The organism is Bacillus sp. AR13-1 (assembly GCF_008042285.1).
Classification (GTDB): Bacteria; Bacillota; Bacilli; order Bacillales; family Bacillaceae_G; genus Bacillus_A; species Bacillus_A mycoides.
Window position 1 is genome coordinate 140,780 of sequence record NZ_QNUA01000018.1, and the last position, 24,842, is coordinate 165,621.

The 24,842-nt window shown below is 34.4% G+C and carries 27 protein-coding genes and 1 riboswitch; of the genes, 5 read left to right on the forward strand and 22 right to left on the reverse strand.

Annotated elements, in window-relative coordinates:
• Nucleotides 1–37: 37 nt before the first annotated feature.
• Both DN408_RS15325 and DN408_RS31485 read right to left on the reverse strand, forming a co-directional pair.
• Entirely contained in the window at nt 38–640 is a 603-nt protein-coding gene (locus tag DN408_RS15325; protein ID WP_002126185.1) for a histidine phosphatase family protein, read from the reverse strand.
• 81 nt (nt 641–721) lie between these two features.
• Complete coding sequence (locus tag DN408_RS31485; protein ID WP_041868039.1) at nt 722–877, reverse strand: hypothetical protein; 156 nt, start codon at nt 875–877, stop codon at nt 722–724.
• Nucleotides 878–1,133: 256 nt separating this feature from the next.
• Here DN408_RS31485 and DN408_RS15330 point away from each other — a divergent pair, with 256 nt between their 5' ends.
• Nucleotides 1,134–1,319 carry a YkvS family protein gene (locus DN408_RS15330; protein WP_002064385.1) on the forward strand — a complete coding sequence of 62 codons (186 nt, stop codon included), beginning with the start codon at nt 1,134–1,136 and terminating at the stop codon, nt 1,317–1,319.
• 29 nt (nt 1,320–1,348) lie between these two features.
• On the opposite strand, the gene queF is transcribed toward DN408_RS15330, so the two are convergent.
• Genes queF through queC form a run of 4 tightly spaced genes read right to left on the reverse strand, consistent with a single transcriptional unit; the run spans nt 1,349 to nt 3,727 of the window.
• Complete coding sequence (gene queF / locus DN408_RS15335) at nt 1,349–1,846, reverse strand: preQ(1) synthase (RefSeq protein WP_002086808.1); 498 nt, start codon at nt 1,844–1,846, stop codon at nt 1,349–1,351.
• 18 nt (nt 1,847–1,864) lie between these two features.
• Nucleotides 1,865–2,581 carry a 7-carboxy-7-deazaguanine synthase QueE gene (gene queE / locus DN408_RS15340; RefSeq protein WP_002126181.1) on the reverse strand — a complete coding sequence of 239 codons (717 nt, stop codon included), beginning with the start codon at nt 2,579–2,581 and terminating at the stop codon, nt 1,865–1,867.
• Complete coding sequence (gene queD / locus DN408_RS15345) at nt 2,574–3,065, reverse strand: 6-carboxytetrahydropterin synthase QueD (RefSeq protein WP_002011526.1); 492 nt, start codon at nt 3,063–3,065, stop codon at nt 2,574–2,576. Before queD ends, queE begins: the two co-directional genes overlap by 8 nt.
• Entirely contained in the window at nt 3,065–3,727 is a 663-nt protein-coding gene (gene queC, locus DN408_RS15350) for a 7-cyano-7-deazaguanine synthase QueC (protein WP_002168840.1), read from the reverse strand. Before queC ends, queD begins: the two co-directional genes overlap by 1 nt.
• Nucleotides 3,728–3,820: 93 nt before the next feature.
• A riboswitch (PreQ1 riboswitch) is annotated at nt 3,821–3,864 on the reverse strand.
• Between the two features lie 208 nt (nt 3,865–4,072).
• Between queC and DN408_RS15355 the strand changes: the two genes are divergently transcribed.
• A complete protein-coding gene (locus tag DN408_RS15355; protein WP_147740234.1) occupies nt 4,073–5,281 on the forward strand; it encodes an ATP-binding protein in 1,209 nt (402 codons plus the stop codon).
• A 9-nt stretch (nt 5,282–5,290) separates the two neighbouring features.
• Here DN408_RS15355 and DN408_RS32005 read toward each other — a convergent pair whose 3' ends face one another.
• The 4 genes from DN408_RS32005 to DN408_RS15370 all read right to left on the reverse strand — a co-directional run bounded on the left by DN408_RS32005 (nt 5,291) and on the right by DN408_RS15370 (nt 8,487).
• The gene (locus tag DN408_RS32005; RefSeq protein WP_000038354.1) at nt 5,291–5,407 is read right to left on the reverse strand and encodes a DUF6254 family protein; all 117 of its coding nucleotides are present in this window, start codon (nt 5,405–5,407) and stop codon (nt 5,291–5,293) included.
• A gap of 105 nt (nt 5,408–5,512) precedes the next feature.
• On the reverse strand, nt 5,513–6,046 hold the full coding sequence (locus DN408_RS15360) for a DinB family protein (protein ID WP_002030551.1): 534 nt from the start codon (nt 6,044–6,046) through the stop codon (nt 5,513–5,515).
• 139 nt (nt 6,047–6,185) lie between these two features.
• Entirely contained in the window at nt 6,186–7,880 is a 1,695-nt protein-coding gene (locus DN408_RS15365; protein ID WP_002011536.1) for a M3 family oligoendopeptidase, read from the reverse strand.
• Between the two features lie 160 nt (nt 7,881–8,040).
• On the reverse strand, nt 8,041–8,487 hold the full coding sequence (locus tag DN408_RS15370; RefSeq protein ID WP_002011538.1) for a MarR family winged helix-turn-helix transcriptional regulator: 447 nt from the start codon (nt 8,485–8,487) through the stop codon (nt 8,041–8,043).
• 193 nt (nt 8,488–8,680) lie between these two features.
• Here DN408_RS15370 and DN408_RS15375 point away from each other — a divergent pair, with 193 nt between their 5' ends.
• On the forward strand, nt 8,681–10,177 hold the full coding sequence (locus DN408_RS15375; RefSeq protein WP_002168843.1) for a DUF3149 domain-containing protein: 1,497 nt from the start codon (nt 8,681–8,683) through the stop codon (nt 10,175–10,177).
• A 29-nt stretch (nt 10,178–10,206) separates the two neighbouring features.
• On the opposite strand, the gene DN408_RS15380 is transcribed toward DN408_RS15375, so the two are convergent.
• A complete protein-coding gene (locus tag DN408_RS15380; RefSeq protein ID WP_002011543.1) occupies nt 10,207–10,488 on the reverse strand; it encodes an aspartyl-phosphate phosphatase Spo0E family protein in 282 nt (93 codons plus the stop codon).
• A gap of 489 nt (nt 10,489–10,977) precedes the next feature.
• On the opposite strand from DN408_RS15380, the gene DN408_RS15385 reads away from it, so the two are divergent.
• Nucleotides 10,978–11,748 (forward strand): divergent polysaccharide deacetylase family protein, encoded by a 771-nt coding sequence (locus DN408_RS15385; protein WP_002011545.1) that lies wholly within the window; start codon nt 10,978–10,980, stop codon nt 11,746–11,748.
• A 67-nt stretch (nt 11,749–11,815) separates the two neighbouring features.
• On the opposite strand, the gene cbpA is transcribed toward DN408_RS15385, so the two are convergent.
• The 11 genes from cbpA to DN408_RS31490 all read right to left on the reverse strand — a co-directional run bounded on the left by cbpA (nt 11,816) and on the right by DN408_RS31490 (nt 24,335).
• Entirely contained in the window at nt 11,816–12,439 is a 624-nt protein-coding gene (gene cbpA, locus DN408_RS15390; RefSeq protein ID WP_002126172.1) for a cyclic di-AMP binding protein CbpA, read from the reverse strand.
• A gap of 125 nt (nt 12,440–12,564) precedes the next feature.
• On the reverse strand, nt 12,565–13,194 hold the full coding sequence (locus tag DN408_RS15395; protein WP_002011549.1) for a class II aldolase/adducin family protein: 630 nt from the start codon (nt 13,192–13,194) through the stop codon (nt 12,565–12,567).
• 249 nt (nt 13,195–13,443) lie between these two features.
• The gene (locus tag DN408_RS15400; RefSeq protein ID WP_078178263.1) at nt 13,444–15,726 is read right to left on the reverse strand and encodes an NEAT domain-containing leucine-rich repeat protein; all 2,283 of its coding nucleotides are present in this window, start codon (nt 15,724–15,726) and stop codon (nt 13,444–13,446) included.
• A gap of 438 nt (nt 15,727–16,164) precedes the next feature.
• Nucleotides 16,165–16,947, reverse strand: a complete 783-nt coding sequence (locus DN408_RS15405) for a DeoR/GlpR family DNA-binding transcription regulator (RefSeq protein ID WP_002030497.1) — start codon at nt 16,945–16,947, stop codon at nt 16,165–16,167.
• A gap of 40 nt (nt 16,948–16,987) precedes the next feature.
• On the reverse strand, nt 16,988–18,172 hold the full coding sequence (locus DN408_RS15410) for a saccharopine dehydrogenase family protein (protein WP_002126167.1): 1,185 nt from the start codon (nt 18,170–18,172) through the stop codon (nt 16,988–16,990).
• On the reverse strand, nt 18,169–19,266 hold the full coding sequence (gene phnW / locus DN408_RS15415) for a 2-aminoethylphosphonate--pyruvate transaminase (RefSeq protein WP_050000103.1): 1,098 nt from the start codon (nt 19,264–19,266) through the stop codon (nt 18,169–18,171). Before phnW ends, DN408_RS15410 begins: the two co-directional genes overlap by 4 nt.
• Nucleotides 19,267–19,282: 16 nt before the next feature.
• Nucleotides 19,283–20,077, reverse strand: coding sequence for a phosphonoacetaldehyde hydrolase (phnX, locus tag DN408_RS15420; protein WP_002186358.1), 795 nt, complete (start codon nt 20,075–20,077; stop codon nt 19,283–19,285).
• Between the two features lie 21 nt (nt 20,078–20,098).
• Nucleotides 20,099–21,856, reverse strand: coding sequence for a putative 2-aminoethylphosphonate ABC transporter permease subunit (locus DN408_RS15425; protein WP_002126162.1), 1,758 nt, complete (start codon nt 21,854–21,856; stop codon nt 20,099–20,101).
• On the reverse strand, nt 21,857–22,858 hold the full coding sequence (locus tag DN408_RS15430; RefSeq protein ID WP_002086828.1) for a putative 2-aminoethylphosphonate ABC transporter ATP-binding protein: 1,002 nt from the start codon (nt 22,856–22,858) through the stop codon (nt 21,857–21,859). It abuts the gene before it with no gap.
• Nucleotides 22,859–22,877: 19 nt separating this feature from the next.
• Nucleotides 22,878–23,954 (reverse strand): putative 2-aminoethylphosphonate ABC transporter substrate-binding protein, encoded by a 1,077-nt coding sequence (locus tag DN408_RS15435; RefSeq protein ID WP_002030507.1) that lies wholly within the window; start codon nt 23,952–23,954, stop codon nt 22,878–22,880.
• 228 nt (nt 23,955–24,182) lie between these two features.
• Nucleotides 24,183–24,335 (reverse strand): hypothetical protein, encoded by a 153-nt coding sequence (locus DN408_RS31490; protein ID WP_000240799.1) that lies wholly within the window; start codon nt 24,333–24,335, stop codon nt 24,183–24,185.
• A 100-nt stretch (nt 24,336–24,435) separates the two neighbouring features.
• On the opposite strand from DN408_RS31490, the gene DN408_RS15445 reads away from it, so the two are divergent.
• Entirely contained in the window at nt 24,436–24,819 is a 384-nt protein-coding gene (locus tag DN408_RS15445) for a DUF3905 domain-containing protein (RefSeq protein ID WP_002011568.1), read from the forward strand.
• Nucleotides 24,820–24,842: the final 23 nt, after the last annotated feature.

Genomic DNA, 24,842 nt, shown 5'->3' on the forward strand with positions numbered 1-24,842 from the left:
TATGTAGAGAAAGAGGCTGCCAAAGGGACAGCCTCTTTTAAATTAATTTTGTATTTAATACATTTCCATCCATCGCCTCATGAAATGTATACGTTGTACATCCCCATGGCTTCCTATGAAAAATAGGCGAACCAGACCACCCCATTGCCCTCAGTTCAGTCCCAATCATCGCATTAAAATAACTATGACCTACAAGGGCAATATGTCCATGTACGAGCGCATAGCGGTGCAACATATTAGCGGCTTGCCTTGCTCTTTCTCGTACTTCCTTATAAGACTCAACCTCTTTACTATAACCAACTATCCATCGTGTACGTCCAATAAACATCCATACATTCGGTTTACATTTCAACCATTTTGGAGCATAAAAACTCGTTGGAACTTCCGCTTCCCTAAAAAGAGGATTTTGCACAAAAGATAGGGAATCCAATAACTCAGCCGCTGACTGTACAGCGCGCCTTTGATCACTCGTTACAACCAGTTTCGCTGATTCAATCGCCTCAATTGTTTCAATTGGTATAGGAGTTTCTTTTACTGTAGTCCCTAAATCATATTGCTTCATCCATTCACGAAATAAAATAATTGTCATTGGCTCTATAGTACTGTCCAAACGACCATGACGAATAAAAGAAATTCGCATTCTTTCCACTCCCCATTCATCACTTACGAACTATATTACGTACTATTTCTTCTTGCCATCATACCATGCATAAAAAGAAAGTTATATATCCCCACCACTATCATGTGTTATCGAGTTGTGCACACCATCCAGTCCATCAAAATATGTAGTTGTTTCATGATGACGCACTTTCTTCAACTGTATATATGAAAATAAAAATAATAAAATTGCTATAAAGCTCCCCACAATTTCAAACATCATTTTCCAGCCCCTAATTTCTCCCACTTTAGTAGGTCATTGTATCTTTTATTATACTCCCGTATAAAGATGTATGCATTTTCATCATTCTTCTCCTAAACAATATTTTTTACATATTTTCTTACAAAAAGTGAATATTTTTCGAATTTTTACTTTGGAAACATTTACAAAGTAGTAAATATAGTTCAAAATAAGAAGAAATAAAAAAGCCCAAATTATTCTTTTTTTGGGAAAACTGGAACAAGGAGAGTTGCTTATGCAGATCGCAGAAACTGGAGATATCATTGAATTTAAAGGTGGAATGCAAGGCCGTGTTCAAAAGGTAAATCAAAACTCCGTTATTGTTGATATAACAATTATGGAGAATTTTAGAGAACTAGATATGGAACCTCTTACAGTTGTAAGCCATAAAAACTATACTGTCATTAATCAACATGCATAATATATACATACAGATCCTTTCTTTCTATATTAACGATTATCGATCTTTTCTGGATATAAATCGTGATTCATCATGCGGTAGTCTGCCATTTTCTCATACTTAGTTCCTGGGCGGCCGTAGTTACAGTAAGGATCGATTGAAATACCACCACGTGGTGTAAATTTCCCCCATACCTCAATATAGCGTGGATCCATTAATTTAATTAAATCATTCATAATAACGTTCATGCAATCTTCGTGGAAGTCACCATGATTTCGGAAGCTAAATAAATATAGCTTTAAAGATTTACTCTCTACCATTCTTTGTTCTGGAATGTAGCTAATATAAATTGTTGCAAAATCTGGTTGTCCTGTTTTCGGACATAAACTTGTAAATTCAGGACAATTGAATTTTACAAAGTAATCACGGTTTGGATGGTTATTATCAAATACCTCTAAAATTTCCGGGCTATATTCAAATAAATATTTTGTATTTTGATTTCCTAATAATGTTACATCTTTTAAATCTTCATCTAATCTTCCTGCCATTTTAAACATCCCTTCTCATCATACCCCTCGTTTATTTCCCCATACTAACGCATGAAGCTGAGGCAGTACTTTCGCATCATTCATTTCTTTACAATTCACAGCTTTTTCAATAAGCCACTCATATTTTTCTAATAGTTTTTTTATAAGCACCGCATCATCCACTGTTTTCGTATCATCATTCCCTACTTGTAAGAAAAATGGTACATTCGGATAACGCTCGTGCATCTTAACTGCATATTCAAAATCTTGATCATCGAATACTACTACTTTTAAACTAAAATCTTTCCCTGCTAGTTTATGAATAACAGAATCTAACATATGAAAATCTGTTTTCATAGTTGAACTTGGTGGTTTTGGAGAAATCGTTACCTCATCAATTTGAAGCAACCAATCTTGCCATTTACTCCCTTGCGTTTCTACCGCTGTTCGCATTCCATTCTCCTTTAATATAGAAAGAAGAAATTGCATATTTTTCAGCAAAACAGGATTTCCACCCGAAATCGTAACATGAGAAAAATTTTCTCCACCAATTTCTACAAGCTCATTCCAAATGTCTTCCGGTGTCATTTGTTTAATTTGATCTTTGGCCGATCCATCCCATGTAAAAGCAGAATCACACCAAGCACAGCTATAATCACAGCCCGCTGTACGGATAAACATTGTCTTTTGTCCTACAACCATCCCTTCTCCTTGAATGGTTGGACCAAATATTTCTAAGACGGGGATTTTACTCATCGAGCATCCACTCCCGTCTTACTTCCGCATAACTAGTCGGCGTCTCAAAAAGACGAACAAATTCAACACGAGCTCCCTTATATTCGTTCGCACGATTATCTTTCGTTAATGCTTCTGCCATCTTTTCATAAATCCAAACGACCATATTTTCAGCAGTCGTATTCATTTCTGGCAATGTTTCGTTTAAATAACGATGATCTAAATAAATTTCTATTTCATTTTTCCAAATCTCTTTTATATCTCCAAAGTCAATTGCAAGGCCTATTTCATTTACATATCCGCTAATTCCAAATACGACTTTATATGTGTGTCCATGTAAATTTTTACATTTCCCTTCATAGCAGTGTAAATGGTGCGCTGCGTCAAATGTAAATTCCTTGCTGACCATTACTCTTTTATTATGATATTTGAGTTGTTCACGCTGAATATCCTTGTCCATTTTTTGCAAATTTTCTACGATGCGAAATCCAAAAAAGTTATCCATTAGTTGCTCGCTCCTTCGCGTTCTTGTAGATACGTATCTAATCCCGCTTTACGAAGTTGACATGCTGGACATTCACCGCAACCATCACCAATGATTCCGTTATAACATGTTAATGTTTTTTCTCTAACAAACTCAAATGCTCCAAGTTCATCAGATAATTTCCATGTCTCTGCTTTATCAATCCACATAAGTGGTGTATGAATAACAAACGGATAATCCATAGATAAATTTAATGTAACGTTTAATGATTTCACAAACACGTCACGACAATCTGGATAACCACTGAAATCAGTTTCACATACACCCGTTACAATATGACGTGCTCCAACTTGTTTTGCTAATACAGCCGCAAATGATAAAAATAGTAAATTTCGTCCATCTACAAATGTTGATGGCAATTCACCTTCTTCATGTGTAATCTCCATATCCGTTCTCGTTAACGCATTTGGAGCAAGTTGATTTAATAGGCTCATATCTAGTATCGTATGTTTAATTCCTAGCTCTTTCGCAATTTCCACTGCACAATCAATTTCTAATTTATGACGTTGATTGTAGTTAAATGTTACAGCTTCCACTTCTTCAAACTGCTGTATCGCCCAAAATAAACATGTTGTACTATCTTGTCCACCACTAAAAACAACAACTGCTTTTTCTTTTTTCATTTCACTCATTCTCCTTCTCTACTACGAATAAGAAGAAAGAACGTTCTTGAACTGTCACAATAAAAAAACAAAACAATACCTAATGATATTGTTGTTTCCATAGTTTTTTATAGAGGGAGTTCGCGAACCTCTCCCGTGCAGTGCACGGAATTTCTTCTTTCATTGACAAAGATTATTGTAACATATTGTATACTACCAGAAAAAATTTCTGATTTTTTCCACTATTTCGCATTTCATTTATTTCATTTTATAGTATGATTAATTTAATGTTAGAAGAGAGGAGGCATCCCACTGGAACTCTTTATTATTTACCTCTTTTTAAATATATTATCTATTCTCGTTACAATGCTCGTATATCATTTATTTTGGAATCAGAAAGGGAAACGATCTCCTAAATTAAATTCAGCCATATTTATTGTATTGTGTTGCCTCGCTACCATACTATGTATCACTTTCGCAGCAAAAACAAATAATGGTTTTCAGTTCGACATGCGACATATCGTATTAATTGTCGGCACGTTAACGGGAGGGCCTATTGCTGGTGGTTCTATTTTAGCTGTATTAAACATTTATCACTTTTTATTGGGAGGAATAGGTGCGTTTCCATCCTTTATCGCTTCTATTCTCCTATTTATTGTTCTACTATTAACATACAAATTTTTTAATCGAAGTTCTAATCATATAAAAATAACACTTGCTATTTTTTACAGTCTTACTTATGGATTTGGTTGGATACCATTTTTCCTTGCAAGTGTTACAAATGAGGCAGATTATATACCACATATCATTGTGTACGAACTATGTACGATGATTGGCACGATCCTTATTTTATATTTACTACACATATTGCAAATGCAAGTTCGTCTCCAAAATGAACTTATGAACGCTGAGAAATTTCATTTAATCGGCGAAATGGCAGCTTCTATCTCTCATGAAATTCGTAATCCTTTAACTGCAACGAAAGGTTTTTTACAACTTTTACAGTCAGATACATGTTCTGAGAAAGAACGAAAATTATATATCGACATAGCCATTAATGGTATCGAGCAAGCAAATCACGTTCTTACAGACTACTTAACTTTTGCAAAACCGAGTATTGAAAAAGAACAACAATTACAAGTAGAGGAAGAATTACTTCATGCGTTGTCTTTGATCACACCTCTCGCCAATTTAGCAAATGTTCGTATAAATTATATAAAACAAAGTACATCTTTCTTTATCGCTGGCGAAAAGCAAAAACTGAACCAATGTTTATTAAATATTTTTAAAAATTGTATTGAGGCTATGCCTACAGGTGGCGACCTTATTCTTACATTAGTTCCAGACCATAAACATATACAATTATATATAAAAGATACAGGAGTTGGTATGGATCAAGAACAAATAAAACGCCTTGGATCACCTTTCTACTCAACGAAAGAAAAAGGGACCGGACTCGGAATGATGGTCGTCTTCAGCGTCATTCAAGCAATGGATGGAAAGATTGATATTATAAGCGAAAAAGGGACAGGTACAACCTTCTTATTAACTTTCCCACTCATACAAAAAACGTGATGAACTTCATCACGTTTTTTCTGTTCCTTCAACTAATTCTGCAAAAGCTTTCACTTTCCCATGTGGCTTTTGATTTTCTTTCCGAGCTTTCCAGGCGCGCTCTTCTTCTCTCTTTTTCTTTGACATGCTTTTCAACTCCTTCTTTTCTTTTCTCCATGTAGTATTCCAAAATGAGAAAGAAAACTATGCATGAGTAAAAAAGAAAAGAAGCGGTTCCCCACTTCTTTCATTTTAACGCTGTAAAATTGCATGTTTCGCTTCTTTTAGCTGTGTAAGATGTCTTTGTTCGTGTAAATCTAGAAATTGAACCCATTGATATAAATTCAAATCATTAAAAATAGGATGTTTTAATCCATTTTCAAATAATTCTTTTTCATCTATTACACTATGAAGGGCATGTAATAATTCTTGTCGTGAATGTTCTAGTAATTGAATTCCTTGCAGTTTTTTCATTAATGTTTCTGTTGGTTTCATTTGTTGAGGAGCTTCCCTTTTATGTGTGCGATCAAGCGTAAGTTGGAGGTCTTTAAATGGAGCAAGTTTTCTTTCTTTTTTTTGCAAAGCATATACAAGGGCAGATGTGACAGACTGTTCAACTAAATGCAAATGATGCAAAATTTGAATAATACTCCATTTATCACGGCGTGGCTTTACATTCACCTCCGTATCATTTAACATTTCAATTTCTGATAACAGCGTGCTTCGTGTAGACTGTAATGAGTGGACTAAAGTTTCTAAACTAACATCCATATTAGATTGAAGCATAGTGCTTTCCCCCCTTTTGTTGGTGAAAAGGGGCGCTCCCCATTAGAAACACCCCTAAAATAATTCTGAATTTTCTTTTATTATCTCATCATTTTTCTATTATGTCGATGTTAAACATAGGAAAAAAGTGCATGTTTTTTTACAATTTTGTGTCGTCAACAGCACGTAACCACGCTTCAATTTCTGTAATTACACTTTTTACACACCCTTCAGCGAATGGTGATGTTAAATTTGCAACTTCTACTAATTCTAAGAATGATTTACTTCCACCTTGTTGACAAAGATTCACATAATCTTCCCAAGCCTCTTGTCTATTATCTCTTGCACGTTTCCAAAATTGCAGTGCACAAATTTGAGCTAACGTGTAGTCAATATAATAGAAAGGTGAGCTATAAATATGACCTTGACGTTGCCAGAAACCACCACGCTCTAAATAATCATTATCTTCATAATCACGATGTGGTAAATACTTCTTCTCTATGTTACGCCATGCTGACTTACGCTCTGCTGGCGATGCTTCTGGATTTTCATATACATAATGTTGATATTCATCTACAGATACACCGTACGGTAAAAATAGAAGTGCTGAACTTAAGTGTGAGAAATAATATTTATCCGCATCTTCTTCAAAGAATAACTTCATCCATGGCCATGTAAAGAATTCCATACTCATTGAATGGATTTCACATGCTTCATATGTTGGCCAATTATATTCTGGAATTTCATACTTACGACTTTCATATACTTGGAAAGCATGACCAGCTTCATGTGTTAATACATCAATGTCCCCAGACGTTCCATTAAAGTTTGAGAAGATGAATGGCGCTTTATAATTCTCGATATATGTACAATATCCACCACCAGCTTTTCCTTTTTTCGCAACTAAATCTAATAAATCATTATCGAGCATGAAATTAAAAAACTCATCTGTTTCAGCTGATAATTCTTTATACATCGTTTTCCCGTGATTAATAATCCAATCGGCATCGCCTTTTGGAGTTGGATTACCTGTAGCAAACTCAAAGTTTTCATCATAATAAGCGAGCTTTTCTACACCAATGCGTGCTTTTTGTCTATTTCTTAACTCGGTTGCAACTGGAACGATATAATCTAATACTTGCTGACGATAGTTCGCTACCATTTCAGCATTATAATCTGTACGATACATTCTTGCATATCCTAATTCAACAAAGTTTTTAAAACCAAGTGTTTTTGCGATTTTCGTTCTCACTTTAACAAGCTCATCATAAATACGATCTAACTCTTCCTCGTTCTCAGCTAAAAATCCGTAGTATGCTTCACTTGCTGCTTTACGTTCACTTCTTTCTTTTCCTTGCATAAACGGAATAAGTTGCGATAACGTTCTTTCTTCTCCTGCAAAGTCAATTTTTGCAGATGCTAATAACTGCGTATATTGTGAAGACAATTTATTCTCTAATTGTAAATCTTTCACTACTTCATCTGAATATGTTTTTAAATCACATTCAGCTAGAGCAAATAATTGCTTTCCATAATACGCCTCTAATTCTTCGCGGAATGGAGAATGAATTAACGCATTATAATACTTTGTACCATACCCTTGTACAACTGGAGAGAATTCATCAAAGAAATCCTGCTCATCCTTATAAAAGGCATCTGTCGTATCAACAGAATGACGAATGTAACAAAGGTTACCCATTGTACCAAAGTCATTACGAATTTCATTAATTGAATTGATAACTTGTTTTTGTTCTTCTACAGTTTTTGCGTTATCAAACTTCTCTAAAGCAACAGTAAATTTCCCTTTTAATTCTTCAATATTTGGCCGTTTATATTCATAGTCTTTAAATGACATGAACGAGCCCCCTCTCCATTATATGCATCATTATTATAATTCAATTCTTACTTACAAATCTCCTCTTATTCTTCAGCAAAATGCGGTAGATGATGTCATAAATACATGCACACAAAAAAGCCTTGGATTTCTTTATCCAAAGCTCCTTTGGAACATATCATCATTTTTCATACTTTCCAATTTTTTTCAATAGCTCGAGTAATTCATCCTTCTCATCCTTCGTTAACATTTCAAAAGACTGATATATAACTTGCTCATGACCTGGAAAAATAGAAGCAATAAAACTCTCTCCAGACTCCGTTAATTGTGCATAAATAACACGCCTGTCATTTGGACATGGAATTCGTTTTACAAGCCCTTTTTTCTCTAGCTTATCTACAACGTATGTAATGCTGCCACTAGCTATTAAAATACGCTCACCGATTTGCTGAAGTGGTTGGCCTCCTTTATGATATAGTAATTCTAATACAGCAAACTCAGTTGGATTTAATCCGTTACTTTGTATGGATTTATTTGTAGTATCCATAACAGAACGATGTACACGGGATAATGCAATAAATACTTTTAAAGATTGAGAAATGTCTTCTCGCTCATTATTTGATGTCATACCATTTCAACCCTTCACTTAAATTCTCCGCAACAAAAAGAAAAGCAACGTAGCACCTCATTACAACTTCCGAATGAATATTCACTCATTCCTTTTCCTTTCCCTAATGTAATGCAAATGATTCTTGAATAAAAACATGACAATTTTAACATAGTTTATATATAATGATAATAAAAAAGAAGGAGTACCAAATTTGAAAGTCAAATTACAAAGCATAGTTTTTTACATACTGCTTGTTATACTGCCAACGATAGGGATTGGTGCCACATTTTTTTCATATCACACTTATCAAATGAAACAGGCAAACAAACTATCTGCTCACACTGTTCTCTTTTTATATAGAGACTATTTAGACCATCACCTTGGTGAAGCTATATCTGCCTTAGAAATGCTCGCAAAAGTCGTAGGGACCGAAACTGGCAACATCAATGGGATTAAACAGATTGTACATGATACCGATGGAAATGATCAACGTTTTTCCGGTCTATATTACGCTACGACAGATGGGATGATTACACTCGCATCCCAAGGCGATTCGCCGCCTATTGACGTTTCTGACCGCCAATACATCCAAGATGCATTGCAATCTAAGAAAACAACTGTATCATCAGTTATTACAGATCGCGTTCTTGGACATCAAGCTATTATGATTGCGTCTCCAATATTTAATAGACAAAAGGAACTCTCAGGATTCTTATTAGCAAGTTTACGCTTTGACTACATTTCAGCCTCTTTAAATGCTATTAAACCACAATATCATTTCGAAGTGACTGATAAACATGATGTAGTTTTTCTAACCGATGATAATAACGAAACAAGCGATGGGCATTCTAACATGCTTACTACCCCACTCCAAAGATTAAATTGGAAAGTCTCTGTTTCTCCGTTACCTATTCATCAACAAACTTTATACCAGTTAGTTTCAATAGAGTGTATAGCTACTTTATTTTTAATGTCTATTTTATTTTTACTTGCTCAATATATGTTATTAAAACGTCAAACAAAACTAGAAAGACAACAAAATGAACTACAAAAAATTGAATTGGTTGGAACTTTTGCAGCTAGTACAGCTCATGAAATCCGTAACCCTCTTACTGGAATTAAAGGACTCGTTGCTCTGTTAAAAGAGAAATATAAAGATGAACAGGATCAGTTGTACTTTTCCGTAATCGAACAAGAAATAGAGCGGATTAATGAAATTGTAAGCGAATTTCTTATTCTTGGAAAACCAACTGCCATCATTGAACAAACATATGATGTAAGAACGATTCTTAATGAGGTCGCATTAATTATCCAATCTGAAGCGAATCTACATAACATTGTATTTCATTTACATTTGCCAGACCACCCTGTTCATATACGTTGCTCAAAAGACCATATGAAACAAGTGGTTTTAAACATTACAAAAAATGCAATTGAAGCTATGGCTTCTGGTGATACATTAACCATTGTAGTAACAAACAACGAAAAACACGCACACTTGCAAATTATTGATACTGGAAAAGGGATTCCTAAACATATTCAAAAACACCTCTTTCATCCGTTCTTTACTAATAAAGATACTGGAACAGGTCTTGGGCTTGTTATATGTAAACGAATTGTAGAGATGTACAATGGGCATATATTTATTGATAGTAAAGAAAACAAAGGAACGACAGTTCATATAGAGATTCCATTACACATAGTATAATTATCCTTATCCTAAAAGGGTAATTATACTTATTTCATAAAACCAGCTACAAACATTCTCCAAAAATTGTTTGATTTCCCTTCATACCCAATTTGAAAAATAGGAACCTTTATAATTGAAAACCATTTCGGTGTTTGTTTTTCTTTGTAACGCTGATACTGTACGATAAGCTTGTCCAATTCTTGACTAACTTGAATTGTCTCCATACTATTTAACCCACTTGTTAATCCTAAATGAATCATTTCTTCACGTTTCATATGAATATCATGCGAAAGCTTTTCTAATGTGTACTTCCTTTTTACAGTAAACATCCATATCCCCCTTATTTTTCTTCCATACTCTCAACGCCTCTTCTACTTTAGCCCTTTAAACACTTAATTCTATTTAAAATTGAAGAATCAGAAAATTTAACATTTTTCCCCTGTAATTTACAAATCCTTACCCTCACTTTGAGAATTATTACAAATTATTCTATCTTTGTAAATACATTCGCAATAATAGACATTTTTTTCATCTTCTTTTTTGTAAATACTCAGTAAACAGTGGATTCTCTATTTTCAATGTACTTTTCTTCGACATTTTTTGTTTAATTTATGTAAAAACGCAAAACATAATGATGATTGATAAAGTGAACTTTAATCAGTGGGGGTTTTGTCCATCCTCCACTAATTATTAGCCTTCACCAATCGGGCGTTTATGGGCAGTGGATTTTCCACCTAACTTCTTTACTCCAGCCAAATTTTGAGGTGGGAGTCTTACTGCCCGCAAATAGCGGGATAAAATAGAAAGGAAATATTTATATGCGCAAATATACTATTACAGTTCTTATCTTCACCCTGTTCATACCATTCTTCCTCTTTCCTATTCAAGCAAACGCTCATACGAATAAAGTTGCTATTGTCATCGATGATTTCGGCAATAATATGAAAGGCACAGATAAGATGTTATCACTTCCTATTCCACTCACTGTTGCTGTTATGCCATTTCTTCCTTCTACTAAACAAGATGCAATAGCTGCCCATAAAAAAGGGCATGAAGTTATTATACATATGCCAATGGAACCAATTAGAGGAAAAAAAGAGTGGCTTGGACCAAAAGCGATTACAACAGATTTAAGCGATGAAGAAATAAACAACCGACTCGAACAAGCAATTCAAGAAATACCTCATGCAATAGGAATGAACAATCATATGGGATCAAAAGTAACCGCTGATGAAAGGATTGTACGTCTTATACTTTCTGCCTGTAAAAAACACGGTTTATTTTATTTAGATAGTAAAACAAACCCTAATAGTGTTGTCCCAAAAATCGGTAAAGAATTAGGCGTTCCTATTATTGAAAACCAATTATTTTTTGATGATGTATATACGGTAAGTCACATTTCAAAACAAGCACAATTACTCATAAAAAAAATCCAAGACAAACCCATTATGGTAGCTATAGGACACGTTGGGGCTCCAGGTGAAATTACATCACGTATTATCGAAACTTCTATTCCTAAAATTCGTGAGCATGCAGACTTTATTTTTTTATCTGATTTAGCATTATCTCCACCTTCTGTTTCAAAATAAAATTCATTTCTCGCACTAAAAAAGATACCTATCTACACATAGCAGATAGGTACCTTTCCTTTTCAACTTAAATATAATCTACATGACTCACCCTGAATCCCTTTTTCTCTATCTTTTCAATTAATTGCTTTAATTTTTTTTCATTTAACTCATCCGATATATTTACGATAACACGGCGAATATATTGATCACCGTTATCAAGCGTAAACAGTCCACCGATATTATATGCTTTTAATAATGTCCCAAGCTCTTTAATTGTTCCCTTACAATCTTGTGTTGCAATTGTTAATATATAACCACCCGTCCGCATACCGAACGAATCCTCAATGACATCAAATACATTAGAATGTGTTAAAATGCCGACAAATTCATTATACTCATTTAAAACCGCTAAAAACGGGAGACGACGAATAACGTAAAAAGCTCTAAAAAAAGAATCCTTTTCAAAAATAAACGAATTTGGACTTTCCAGTACATCTTCTATACTTACATCCTCTAATCTGCTATTACACTTCTTTTCTAAAAGATCTACTTTATAAATAATCCCCGTGAATTCCTTCTCATTTTCTGCTAATACAGGAATTGCGCGAAATCCCGTTTCATTCATAATTTGTAACGCCTTTTCACCAGAATCATTCGTTTTGCAAAATGTCACCTGCTGTTTTGGCAGAAAATGATATTTAACTCGCAAAATATGTTCCTCCTTACATGTCAACATGTAATCTATATATAATAAGGAGACCTATATTTTATGAGTAAAATCTCTTTTTAAAACGCTTTCATTTTTAAGGGATGGTAATCTCTGTGAATACATCTTTATATAACAGAACTTTTTGCCCCTTTTATCATTAAAAGCTTTACGTGATAGTTCATTAAATACTCTATACCTTCCAACCATTTTTTCGCTTCTTCTGGAGTTTTCCCCCACACGATCATTCCGTAATTATGAACAAGGACTACTCCTCCACCTTCAATAAAATTCGGAACATTATTTTCTAATAAATTAGCGAATTTCTTTTCATCTTCTACAATTGGAATTGTCATTTCTGTAATACCGTCTTTTCCAAAAACACGTTCCACACTACGTTTTTCGAATGTTACTTCTCCTTCTTTCCCATATAGCTCTGACATTAAATGACTATCTACAGTCTGGACTTGTAAAATGCATTCTGCACTACTTTTTTTATAAATATCCGCATGCATAAATGACTCTATAGCTGGTTTTTCTTCGTTTTCAAATACTGGCTCACACATGCAATTTACGACAATAAAATCTTCTTCAGAAAATACCCCTTTATCTCTTCCCTCTACATTCACTAAAAATGTTAATGGCTCTTTTGACGTACACATCGATAAACTAATTTTCGTACCATAAAACCAATCGCGAAGTGCCAATTCTGCTTTCACATCTTTTAATTCGTTCCATTTTTTCAGAAAAAATAACATTTCGTCACCCCCGGCGTAATATTAATATAATATTCAAATCCTTTCTATATAAAAGGAATGTTTTTTGATTATTCTAAAAATTTAATTGAATTATCACACGAGAATGCCTTTTTGTCAATATGGTTTCAGCACCTATCGGAAAAATAGGCCTATCACATGTAAACACTCCTATCTATTTAGCACTTGATTTTGTACATATAAAAAATACGTTATTCTTCTTATTAAAGAATAACGTATTTTTCTCATTTATTATTTTTTTATTGCTTTATACAGAAATTGCGCATATTGCTCACGTGTTACGAAATCATCCCCTAAAAAGTTCCCATTCCCGTCACCTTTTGATATATTATTATCCACTAATGCTTTCACATATCCTTCTGCCCAATGACCTGTTGGTACGTCTGTAAAGTTCTCCAAATTATTTTCAGTTTCATTTAACTGAAATACTTTTTGTAATACTACTGACATCTCGTACCTAGTTAATACTCCTTCTGGACGAAACTTACCTGTACCATCTCCTTGCATAATTCCAGCTTGTGCAACTGTAGCAATATCTTGCTCAAACATATGCCCTTTCGTATCAGTAAACATCTCTTTCTGCTCTACTTTACTTTCTAATTTCAAGTACCTTTGTACTAAAGATGCAACTTGTCCACGAGTAATATTATCCCCAAATCCAAATTGTCCATTTCCATATCCCTTGAAAATATTTTCTTTCGCTAAATAATGAATTGCTTCTTCTGACCAATGTCCTTTTGGTACATCTTTAAATTCTACTACCTCTACTTTCTCATCTTCTTTAGAATTGTTGTCCCCTTTACTTTCTACTACATTTTGAATTACAGATCCTGTAAAGAAGATTCCTGTATCCGCAAATGGATCTTTCACTCCAAATTCATATACTTTCTCACCTGGTGTACTCCATTTCACTACACCATTACTATACGTACCACCATCACTCTTCAGACGGATTTTTGTAGATACCTCGCCGTCTTTTTCGTATATAGGTACTTTTACTTCTTTATTTACTTCTGTATCCTCTAAAAAGACTTTTTGGTTTTGGACATTAATATAAGCTTTCTTACTTAGTTCTATTACTGGTCTAACATCACGGATTTCATTTGCAACAAAACTTAAATATACTAACTTATTCAACTTACTAACTGGCGATAAGTCTGAAATATAATTTGCTTCTAAATCAAGTTTTTGTAAGTTTACTAGATTTGATAATGGAGTAATATCCTTTAACTCATTATTAGGTAAATCTAATTCTGTAAGCTGAGTCATTTTAGCAAGTGGTGTTACATCTTCAATTTGATTTTTACCGATAAATAATTTATTTAATTGATTCATTTGATCAATACCCGATAAATCTTTAACCTGATTACGCGTTAATACTAAGTCCTTTAAAGGTAATGAATATAACGGTTTAATATCTTCAATTTGATTACCTGCTAAAGTTAAGTATGTTACATTTTTCAATGCGCTTAATGGAGCAACATCCGTAATTTTATTATTTGCTAAATTCAAGTAATCTAGTTGTTCCATTTTCGCTAATGCTGTTACATCTTCTATTTGGTTGCCTGATAGATATAAACTTTTTACATTTTTCATTTCAATTAGTGGTGCAACGTTTGTAATTTTATTATTACTCAAATCAAGAGATTCTAAATTTTCCATCTTAACAAGTGGTGTTACATCTGAAAATTCATTACCACGCAAAGCTAAATGATTTAATTGCTTTAAATTCGCAAAGAACGACGGATCTGTTATCTTCGCATTCGCAACTGTTAAAGATTTTAAATTTGGCATATATTTTAATGCACTATAATCCAGAATCTCATTCGTGTTTAAAAACAAGTCCTTTACTTGTAATAACTCTTCTTTCGTAATTGGTGTATTTAAATCTTTTCTATTAAATACTTTTTTATTAACAAGTTCTCTTAATTTGTTATCTGTTATCATATTTTGATTATCAACTGGATTATCTGTTTCCGTATTGCCTGAATTAGAGTTATCATCTGGTTTCTCTGTTTCTTTTTCACCTACAGTTGGATCTTTAATTTCAAATTGAACTTGATATTTGTGATCATATCCAATAGCCGGAATAAATATATGCATTTGCATATTGTGCTTCTGCTCAAATTCGCCAATTTCAAATTGGACTACTTTCGTTCCATTTTTTCTTTTATCTTCTGACAGAACTTTCACATCATGAAATACACCAGGTTGATTTCTATCTTCTATTCTAAGATATTGAAAATAATCGCTATCTTGTATTGTTACAGTAACGATTTTTTTCCCATCTTCAATTGCTACTTTAGGATTTTTTATGTACTGAGAAACCATAGATGGCTCATCTTTTTGATCCTTATATATTTTAATCTCAGTATCATACGTGCGATCACTGGCTGCTGCTACCGACTGGTTTGCTTCAATTTTTATTGCTGCTAACGCTGTAGTAGAATACGCAGCAAATGGAATAGCTAATGTTGTTGCTACTACTAGAGCTTTAATATAACTTTTTTTCAAAATAATATCCCCTTATCTTATATATATTTCAATTGATAATTACTATCAATCGCTAACATAATAAATGATAATGAATCTCATTATCATTGTCAATAAGAATATTACATTACGTTTATATTTCCATAGATAAAAAATAAAAAACCCTTTACTCAAAGGGCTTTTTTGCCTATCGTATGAAGGATTTCACTTTTTTCTTTTTCATTAATAACACCAATTTTTTGCAAAATGTTTGCATACAATACAAGTTTATTATATATCCGTTCCGACATACTTTCCCTTCTTTCCTTCGACCAACTTTTTTTGTATTGGTAAATTATATGAACGAGATGAGAAAATGTGTCCACTTTTTGCATAAATACAAAGCTTTTATTTTTTTACTTGCTGATAGTAAAACTCCCACCTAAAAATTAGGTGGGAGTCTAAACGTATTCAATTCATTTAGCAAACTGTCCATTGAATATTATGCTTTTTGACTTCTTCTTCAAAACTATAGGGCATTTTCTTATCACAAATAATATGTTGAATACGAGAAAATCCTGCTATTCGGTAGTTCCCTTTGACGCCTACCTTTGTATGATCGCATAAAATATACGTTTTCTCAGCTAATTTCATCATCGCTTCTGACAGTTTCGCCTTTTCTAATTCAAAGCTAGAAACCCCAAAACCTTGCAACAACCCATCAATCGAAACGAATGCTTTATGAAAATGAAATTGATGAATTACTTGCTGTGAAATAGACCCCGACACACGTGAATGTTTTGGAGATACTTTCCCGCCTATAAATAAAACTTCACCGTGAAACATCTTTTTATTAATAGAAGAAATTAATTGTGTTGCTACTGGAAATGAACTTGTTACAATCGTTAAATTTTTACGATGAACAAGATATGGCACCATTTGAAGTGGTGTACTTCCATCATCAATCGCAATAACATCTCCATCTTCCACAAACGTTGCTGCTTTATACCCAATTCTTTTCTTCTCTTCTATATGCAGCATCTCTCGTTCTAACATCGGTGCCTCTATCCCAGCTCCCGGAAGTTGAACGGCTCCACCGTACACTTTCTTCAATTTTTTTTCACGATCTAATTCTTCTAAATACCGACGAATCGTCTCTGTTGATACTGCGAACTCTCTCGCTAATTCTGAAACTTTTACTTTTCCTTTAAACTCTACCTTCTCAAGAATTGTCCTCTTTCTCTCTTCACCTACTACAGACATAGCCTCACCCCATTTATATCTACCTCATAAACTGTCTTACTTATACAAAGTTATAATTTTCTTTTTCAGTGAAAATTTCTTCATGAATATAAATACCGCGCTTTTCTAGTTCGTCAAAAATAATTTGTGGATTTTCGAAAGCTTCTTCAGGAGTAATAACACCGACTTTATTAACTACTCCTTTTGCAATTAACTCTGTAGCGATTCCAAATGGGATACCAACATTTCTTGTATAGGCCCTTAATTTCTCCCAACCTACTACAGAACCGTCAGATAGCGGATGCGTATGGTATAACACATGCCTTTGTTCTTGATTATTTTTCATACCTACTACTTCTACATGAAGTGCATAACCATAAAGCTCTGTTGCTTGTCCTTCTTTCGATTTTAATAGATACTTCGAAATACAATCCATAATACCAATTTCTTTACCGTTTATTTCAATTTGATCATTACGCAATATACCATAATCATATAAAGCACGAACGAGCTGCATATTTTGCTCTGGCCAAGTTCCTCTTGTTTCAATAAGCTGTACACCTTTATCTTCCAGTGCCTTCGCTAACGTAATCGTTTCTGAATGCGGGATTATATACTGCATTGTTTTTCCGTAAGGTGCTGGTAATTCAATTTCTCTCGGGCGCGCAAACGGAGGTACTTGCTTAAATTCACCTTCCTCATACACTGTACGCGTCGGCAAATGTGGATCATATTCATATGTCGTTGTCTCTGTAATTGATGCAGAAAAAGCAATTGGACGATACGAGCCATGACTTACTCGAACTGACTCTACAGTATCTAACTGATTTGCTGCATACATGGCCATCATTTGCGTTACACCTGGTGTCATACCAAACCCAGGTAAACATGTTGTTCCATGTTGAACAAATTTGGAGTGGGATTCATTTTCTTCACCAAATCCATTTAAGTTCACACCGTGACAACCGGCATCTGCGATACAGCGAGTAGACAATCCATTTAACTTTATCGTCGTACCATCCATTACAATGTTATAGCCCTTCATTTTTGCGACCGTATCCTCATGATTTGTCACATCGACTTTCACAAAATCAACACGAGGATCATTTAACCACTCTACTACTTTTCGGCCTTCCTCTTCATTAAAATCGGCTACCGTAATCGTCTCAAAAGATGAAAATTGAACTAAATCTAAAATTGCTTCACGACAAATTTTACCTGCTCCACCTAAGCAAAATACTTTCACCCTATAACAACCCCTTTAGCAATACTATCAACTAAGCGATTAATATCGTCTTCATGTACATCACCGATATTTCCAATGCGGAACGTATCTACTTTCGAAATTTTACCTGGATAAATAACAAATCCATATCGCTTTAATTCATTATATAGCTGCAAAAATTCAAATCCTGCTTCTGGATAAATGAAAGATGTAATAATAGGAGATTGATATTTTTCATCTACTAATGGCTTAAAGCCCATTTCTTTCATTTTGTGCACTAGTAGTTTTTGATTGCTATAATATCGATTGTAACGGGCTCTTATCCCGCCTTCTTCTTCTAATTCAAGTAATGCCTGATAAAAAGCATGTACAACATGTGTAGGTGAAGTAAAGCGCCATTTCCCATTTTGCTCTTCCATCGTTTCCCACTGATCATATAAATCTAATGATAAAGAACGAGCTTGCCCTTTACATTTCAATAGTTCATCACGATTTGCGATGACAAAACCGAATCCGGGAACACCTTGAATACATTTATTCGCACTACTAATTAGAAAGTCAATTTGCAACTCAGCGATATCTATTTCAATACCACCGAAACTACTCATTGCGTCAACCAGTGTAACTTTTCCGTATTGTTTTCCCAATTTACATACGTCTACAATTGGATTAATAATACCTGTAGTTGTTTCACAATGAACAACTACAATATGCGTAATCTCTTTATCTTGTTGTAATAACTGTTCTACTTCTGCAATATTAGTAGGCTCCCACTCTTCTGTTTGACTGACCACCACATCTATATGTAACATCTCTGCCATTTGTACAATCCGCTTACCATACGCACCATTTGCACAAACTAGCAGCTTTCCGTTTCTAGGAATAACAGAACCAATTACTGCTTCAACCGTAAACGTACCGCTTCCCTGCATTAAAACTGTTGTGTACTTTTCTTCTTCCTTTGTCGCTAACGATACAAGCCTATTTCTTACATCTTGCACCATAGTGTTATATTCAACATCCCACGTACACCAATCGTATAACATAACTTCTTTTACAGTTTTTGTTGTCGTTAATGGTCCTGGTGTTAATAATAAATAGTGATTTTCATTCATGATCGTGTGCCCCCCTTTATGAAATAATAAGTTCTTGTTTCTCGATATGTTCAATTACGTTTTCGAGCTCCTGCATCGTTTCAATTGTAAAATGAGCCCCATTTTCAACGAAACGATTACGAACTACTTCTATTTTTTCACGAAGATCTAACGGATCCATATTCTCAACTTCCTCTTCCGTTAAACCGAGCTCACTACTACCGAGGATTACACCAACTGTCCACATTCCAGCATTTCTGCCCTCTTTCATATCTGACACGGTGTCTCCAACTTTTATCATATGATTCATTGGGTATACACAGAGTTCCATCGCATTTTTATAACACATCCACGGATATGGACGACCTGCTGGAACATCATTTGGCGTCACAAGAAAATCAGGTTTATACCCTTGTATTTCTGCTTCTTTTGCAACAATGTCCATCATTTCTCTCGTATAACCAGTTGTTGATCCAATTTTAATACCTCTTTCACGTAGTGAAGAAACCACTTCTTTTACCCCATCAATTGGCGTGGCATAGTACGGTAAAATAGCAAAGAGAATTTCTTCAAACTCTTCATACATCTCATGAATATCTTCTTCTGTTGGTAATTGTCCGAAGACATGCTTCCACTCATTCGAAATACGGGGCATTTCCGTTAATACCCTAACATGATCAATCTTCAATAACCCCATTGGTTTGCGAGCTTCTTCTGCTGTAATTTCAACACCGCGTTTATGAAAAATCTTCATGAATACTTCTAATGGTGCAAAACATCCGTAATCAACTGTCGTACCTGCCCAATCAAAAATAACTGCTTCAATTTTCATTCTATCCATCACCCTTCTTACTTATCTTTTTTGCCATTGTGACGTTCGGTTACGAAGTGCTTTCGTTCCCCATTCATATACAACCCTCACTACAATATTTGTAACAACAATAAGTACACTCATTGCAGCTGCTGGTGCTACATTTCCTGCATCGTCCATATTTACAATTGATACAGCAGCTAGTTTAAAATCAGCCGCATATAAGAACACTACTGCCGATACAGTCACCATTGAATTTACGAAATAGTACATAACCATTTCTAAAATAGCTGGTAAACACATCGGTACTGTTACTCGAAAGAAAGTTTTATAAAACGGTACGCTCATCGACTGTGAAACAAGTTCAAACTCTCGGTCTAGTTTCTTTAAAGCAGTCGTTGCGGTAACAAACGTTACAGAGTAAAAATGAATGATATTTACTAATACTAAAACAGCAATTGTGCCATATAAGGAATGAAACGGATTTGTTACTGAAAGTCCTAGAATTTGAATTGTTGGTTGACTAAAGAAAAAGACATATCCTAATCCAAGTACTAATCCAGGAATCGCTAACGGTACAATAGAGAAAAAGTAGCCTACTTTTCTGAAAAACTGTAGCTGTTCTATTTTTTCAATCGCATAAGCGAACACAAATGTTAAAATCGCCCCGATAACTGCCGTAATAGCTGAGACAATTACACTATTTTTAAATGCTTCAATTCCGTCTCCTGTCAAACTTGAAAAATTAAAATGCTCAAGTGTAAAACTCATATTATATGGCCATACTTTCACACTTGCAGCAATACCAACTGCCACAAATAAAAGAATGATCATAAACGTGACTATGCTACAATATACGAATGAAATAACATCTCTTTTCTTATTATTTATTATTCTGTAAGGTACTGCTTTTGAAGATAAGAGATTCGCCTGTTTTCTTTGCGTAATACGATCAACTGCAAATGCGAAAATAGCTGGGATCAATAAAATCATTCCGACAGTTGCGCCCATGGACATATTTTGCTGTCCAATTACTTGCTTATATACGTCAGTAGCAAGTACGTTATATTGTCCTCCAACAATTTTAGGTGCCCCAAAATCAGTGAAACTAAGTGTAAATACAACGAACATCGCACTAATTAATCCGTATTTCACACTAGGTAAAGTAACCGTAAAAAACTGTTTCACTTTACTTGCACCCAACATATTAGAAGCTTCATATAAACGATAATCAGAACCTTGGAGAGCAATTAATAAAATAAGGAATGCTTGCGGAAATGTATACATAACTTCAGCCATTACAATTCCTACTGGTCCGTATAACGGTATTTGTATTCCTTCAAATAAACCAAACATTCCTTTTGTTATTAACCCTTGATTACCAAATAAATATGTAAGCGCAATACCGTGCATCATCGTTGGTGCGAATAATGGTAATAATGCTATGTATTGAAATACGCGCTTTCCAAAAACATTTGTACGAGCGATCGCATATGCGTAAGCGAAAGCAAGTGTAACCGAAATAATTGTTGTAGCGCCCGAAATCCATATCGTATTTTGTAGTGATTGAACTAGCGTTGGTGTTGTGAAATATTTACTGAAATTCGCAACACCAACAAAAGCTCCATCTTTATCATAAAAGGCTTGTGTAAACAGTTGTAATAAAGGCAATACAAGCATGATAAAAAATGAAAGAAGCATACCAATAATTAATAGTCTTTGTATCCACTCTTCTTTACCGATACGTCTCTTAATCTTTTTTTTTGTACTTTCTGCCTTAAAGTTTTCTAACATCTCCATCTATACAATGACCTTCTTTCCATATGACAACATATGATTTTCTGAGAAAGAGATTTGAATTGGCTTTCCTTTTCTAATAGCAGTTTCCTCTACTTCTGATGCCAATATATCCACTACAATTTTCTCATTATAAAGGTGTGTTTTCTCTTCTATGACCCGCACTTCCGTCCGGTATACAGAACCGCGAAATTCCATGCTTTCTACAACTGTTTTAATACCATTATTTTGTACAACTGTTACATGTTCAGGACGAATCGCATGTTCTTCGTTATTTTTCGAAAAGAAATTAATAGAACCAATAAAATCTGCCACAAACGGATTGGCTGGTCTTTGATAAATCTCCTCTGGTGTTCCAATCTGCATAATTTCCGCATGATTCATTACAACAATTTTATCAGCCATCGTTAATGCCTCTTCTTGATCATGCGTTACCATAATAGTTGTTACTCCCACTTTTTCTTGCAAATCACGCATTTCTCTACGCAACTTTTCACGCACTTTTGCATCTAAAGCAGATAACGGCTCATCAAGTAACAAAATATCGGGAGACAGAGCGAGCGCACGTGCAAGTGCTACTCGCTGCTGTTGTCCACCAGACATTTGAGCAGGATATTTATCTTTTACATTCAGCAAATCCACAAGTTCTAACGCCGATAGCGCTTTTTCTTTTACTTCTGCTTTTCCATATTTTTTTGTTTTTAAGCCGTATTCAATGTTTTCAAGTGCAGTTAAATTCGGAAATAATGCATACGATTGAAAAACCATTCCGAAGTTCCTCTTTCCAGGTGGTAATGCTGTAATATCTTTTCCATTCACAGCAATACTACCTGTTGTTGCCTCTTCTAGCCCCGCTAAAATTCGGAGCAATGTCGTTTTCCCACAACCACTTGGGCCTAATAAACAAACAAACTCATTTTTTTTCACAGTAAAAGAAATATCCTTTAACGCTGTAAATGCATCAAACTGTTTTTGGATGTGTTGAATTGATAAATATTCGCTCATTTTTCTCTCTCCCACTCACTTACTTTTTCGGTTCTGCTTTTTGGCCAAACTCTTTTTCCCATTTTTCTAAAATTTTGTCACGATTTTCTGCTGCCCATTTAAAGTCATTCTTTTTATATAACTTTTCTGTCACATCTTTAGGGAATCCATCTGGAAGTTTATAATCATTTTTAATTGTCGCAAATCCATTTTTCTCGAAGTATAACTTCATTACATCATCTGTAATTGCCCAATCTAAAAATGCTTGCGCTAATTTATCATTTTTAGCATTATCTTTTTTAATAAGTGCGTTCGCTTCTACTTCCCAGCCTAATCCTTCTTTCGGTAGTACAACTTCAACTGGTGCACCTTTTTGTTTCTCTTTCAAAGCACTATAAACCATTGATACACCAACTGGATATTCACCTGCACCTGCTAATTTCGCTGGTTTTGAACCTGAATGAGTATAAGTTGCCATATTATCATGAAGTTTCTTCATGTAATCCCAGCCCTTATCTTCTCCCATAATTTGTAGCCATGCAGAAACTGTTAAAAATCCTGTTCCAGAAGAAGCCGGATGCGGCATAACTAGCGTTCCTTTATATTCTGGTTTCGTTAAATCTTCATATGATTCTGGCATCGGTAAATTTTTCTTCTTCAATTCTTCTTTATTTACAGCAATCCCCGTCATAAATGCAGTATTTCCTACCCATTTTTCTGGTTTCTTATCGTCTTTAAATTGCGAAAGGACACGATCTGCTCCTTTTGGAGAGTATCCTTTTAACATATCTTTTTTCTCTAAAGCTAATAGACTAGACGCTGCAGTTCCCCATACAACATCTGCTTGTGTATTTTTTCCTTCAGCTAGCAATTTCGCTGTAATAACTCCTGTTGAATCACGAACAATGTTCAACTTCACGTCTGGGTACTTCTGTTTAAAAGAATCAAGATAAATCGGTACAAGCTCTTCTTCAATCGCTGTGTAAACAGTTAATGATCCAGATAATTTATCATCTTTTACTTTTGCTCCAGCACTTTCTTCTTTCTTTGCACCACACCCCATTAATAACGAAAATACCATTCCAGTTGCTACAGCTTTAAAGATTGTTTTTTTCACTGTCTCTCTCTCCTTTTACAAATCTTATGTACAACTCTAATATAAACAACTAGTGTAAAAGCAGTATTAAACCAACATTAATCTTTTGTTTGTTGTTTGTTTTTGTGTAATACGTTGCTACTTCTATGTTTTTTCGCATTTTTCTGCTAATATCAAACGTGAAATTTACAAATAATTAAAAAAACCTTTATAATCCCACAAAAAAATGAGGCGTTTGTAAAAAACGCCTCACTTTTGTTTACCTTTTTTTGAATTACGATTTGCATACTTCGCACTATTTTCTCCTTCATACTCTAATGCAAATTCTGCATCTGGTAAGCTTTCTTTCGGAGTTTTATTATTATTAATTGCTGCATTTTGTTTTACTTTTCTTTTTACCAACATATTCACCTGCTCTCACGAAATAACTTTCTATTCTAGTTTGAAACAACTTACAGTAATTATTACTGGGAAGTGTTAACAAGTACATAAGAGCTTATAGATGGAAATACTACATACGAACAAGCCATTACAAAAAGGAGCGATTACTTTGAAAGAAAAAGAAACGATACAATCGCCAATTTTAGACGAGACGCTCCCTCATCAAATGAACTTTCCTTCTTTTAAAGGCACAGGCAAAAAGATGCAACAACCTTTTATAAATCAATATGATGTTGTAATTGGAGACAGTAAATACGATTCCACTAACAGTCCTCTTAATAATTGGAGTGATGAGGTAGATCCTGCCATTATGGCTGGGGAAGAATGGATCCATCCTACAAATGATATCGGATGGATTGCAGAAGAAAATCAAGAATTACTTAAAAACGAAGTTGATAATAAAAATGATGCTTTTATGCATCCCCAATTCGGAATTAACGACTAAAAAACCATTCTACCTAACATAGG

Bases quoted from the DNA above. Each gene is read 5' to 3' on its own strand.
- DN408_RS15380 (WP_002011543.1), bottom strand. From the start codon at position 10,488: ATGTTTACTGTAAAAAGGAAGTACACATTAGAAAAGCTTTCGCATGAT.
- DN408_RS15430 (WP_002086828.1), bottom strand. From the start codon at position 22,858: ATGAGCGAATATTTATCAATTCAACACATCCAAAAACAGTTTGATGCA.
- phnW (WP_050000103.1), bottom strand. From the start codon at position 19,266: ATGAATGAAAATCACTATTTATTATTAACACCAGGACCATTAACGACA.
- queC (WP_002168840.1), bottom strand. From the start codon at position 3,727: ATGAAAAAAGAAAAAGCAGTTGTTGTTTTTAGTGGTGGACAAGATAGT.
- DN408_RS15330 (WP_002064385.1), top strand. From the start codon at position 1,134: ATGCAGATCGCAGAAACTGGAGATATCATTGAATTTAAAGGTGGAATG.
- DN408_RS15365 (WP_002011536.1), bottom strand. From the start codon at position 7,880: ATGTCATTTAAAGACTATGAATATAAACGGCCAAATATTGAAGAATTA.
- DN408_RS15325 (WP_002126185.1), bottom strand. From the start codon at position 640: ATGCGAATTTCTTTTATTCGTCATGGTCGTTTGGACAGTACTATAGAG.
- DN408_RS15355 (WP_147740234.1), top strand. From the start codon at position 4,073: ATGCTCGTATATCATTTATTTTGGAATCAGAAAGGGAAACGATCTCCT.
- DN408_RS32005 (WP_000038354.1), bottom strand. From the start codon at position 5,407: ATGTCAAAGAAAAAGAGAGAAGAAGAGCGCGCCTGGAAAGCTCGGAAA.
- queF (WP_002086808.1), bottom strand. From the start codon at position 1,846: ATGGCAGGAAGATTAGATGAAGATTTAAAAGATGTAACATTATTAGGA.
- DN408_RS15385 (WP_002011545.1), top strand. From the start codon at position 10,978: ATGCGCAAATATACTATTACAGTTCTTATCTTCACCCTGTTCATACCA.
- phnX (WP_002186358.1), bottom strand. From the start codon at position 20,077: ATGAAAATTGAAGCAGTTATTTTTGATTGGGCAGGTACGACAGTTGAT.
- DN408_RS31485 (WP_041868039.1), bottom strand. From the start codon at position 877: ATGTTTGAAATTGTGGGGAGCTTTATAGCAATTTTATTATTTTTATTT.
- queD (WP_002011526.1), bottom strand. From the start codon at position 3,065: ATGGATAACTTTTTTGGATTTCGCATCGTAGAAAATTTGCAAAAAATG.
- DN408_RS15425 (WP_002126162.1), bottom strand. From the start codon at position 21,856: ATGGAGATGTTAGAAAACTTTAAGGCAGAAAGTACAAAAAAAAAGATT.
- DN408_RS15405 (WP_002030497.1), bottom strand. From the start codon at position 16,947: ATGTCTGTAGTAGGTGAAGAGAGAAAGAGGACAATTCTTGAGAAGGTA.
- DN408_RS15445 (WP_002011568.1), top strand. From the start codon at position 24,436: ATGGAAATACTACATACGAACAAGCCATTACAAAAAGGAGCGATTACT.
- DN408_RS15370 (WP_002011538.1), bottom strand. From the start codon at position 8,487: ATGACATCAAATAATGAGCGAGAAGACATTTCTCAATCTTTAAAAGTA.
- queE (WP_002126181.1), bottom strand. From the start codon at position 2,581: ATGAGTAAAATCCCCGTCTTAGAAATATTTGGTCCAACCATTCAAGGA.
- DN408_RS15360 (WP_002030551.1), bottom strand. From the start codon at position 6,046: ATGCTTCAATCTAATATGGATGTTAGTTTAGAAACTTTAGTCCACTCA.
- DN408_RS15395 (WP_002011549.1), bottom strand. From the start codon at position 13,194: ATGTTATTTTTTCTGAAAAAATGGAACGAATTAAAAGATGTGAAAGCA.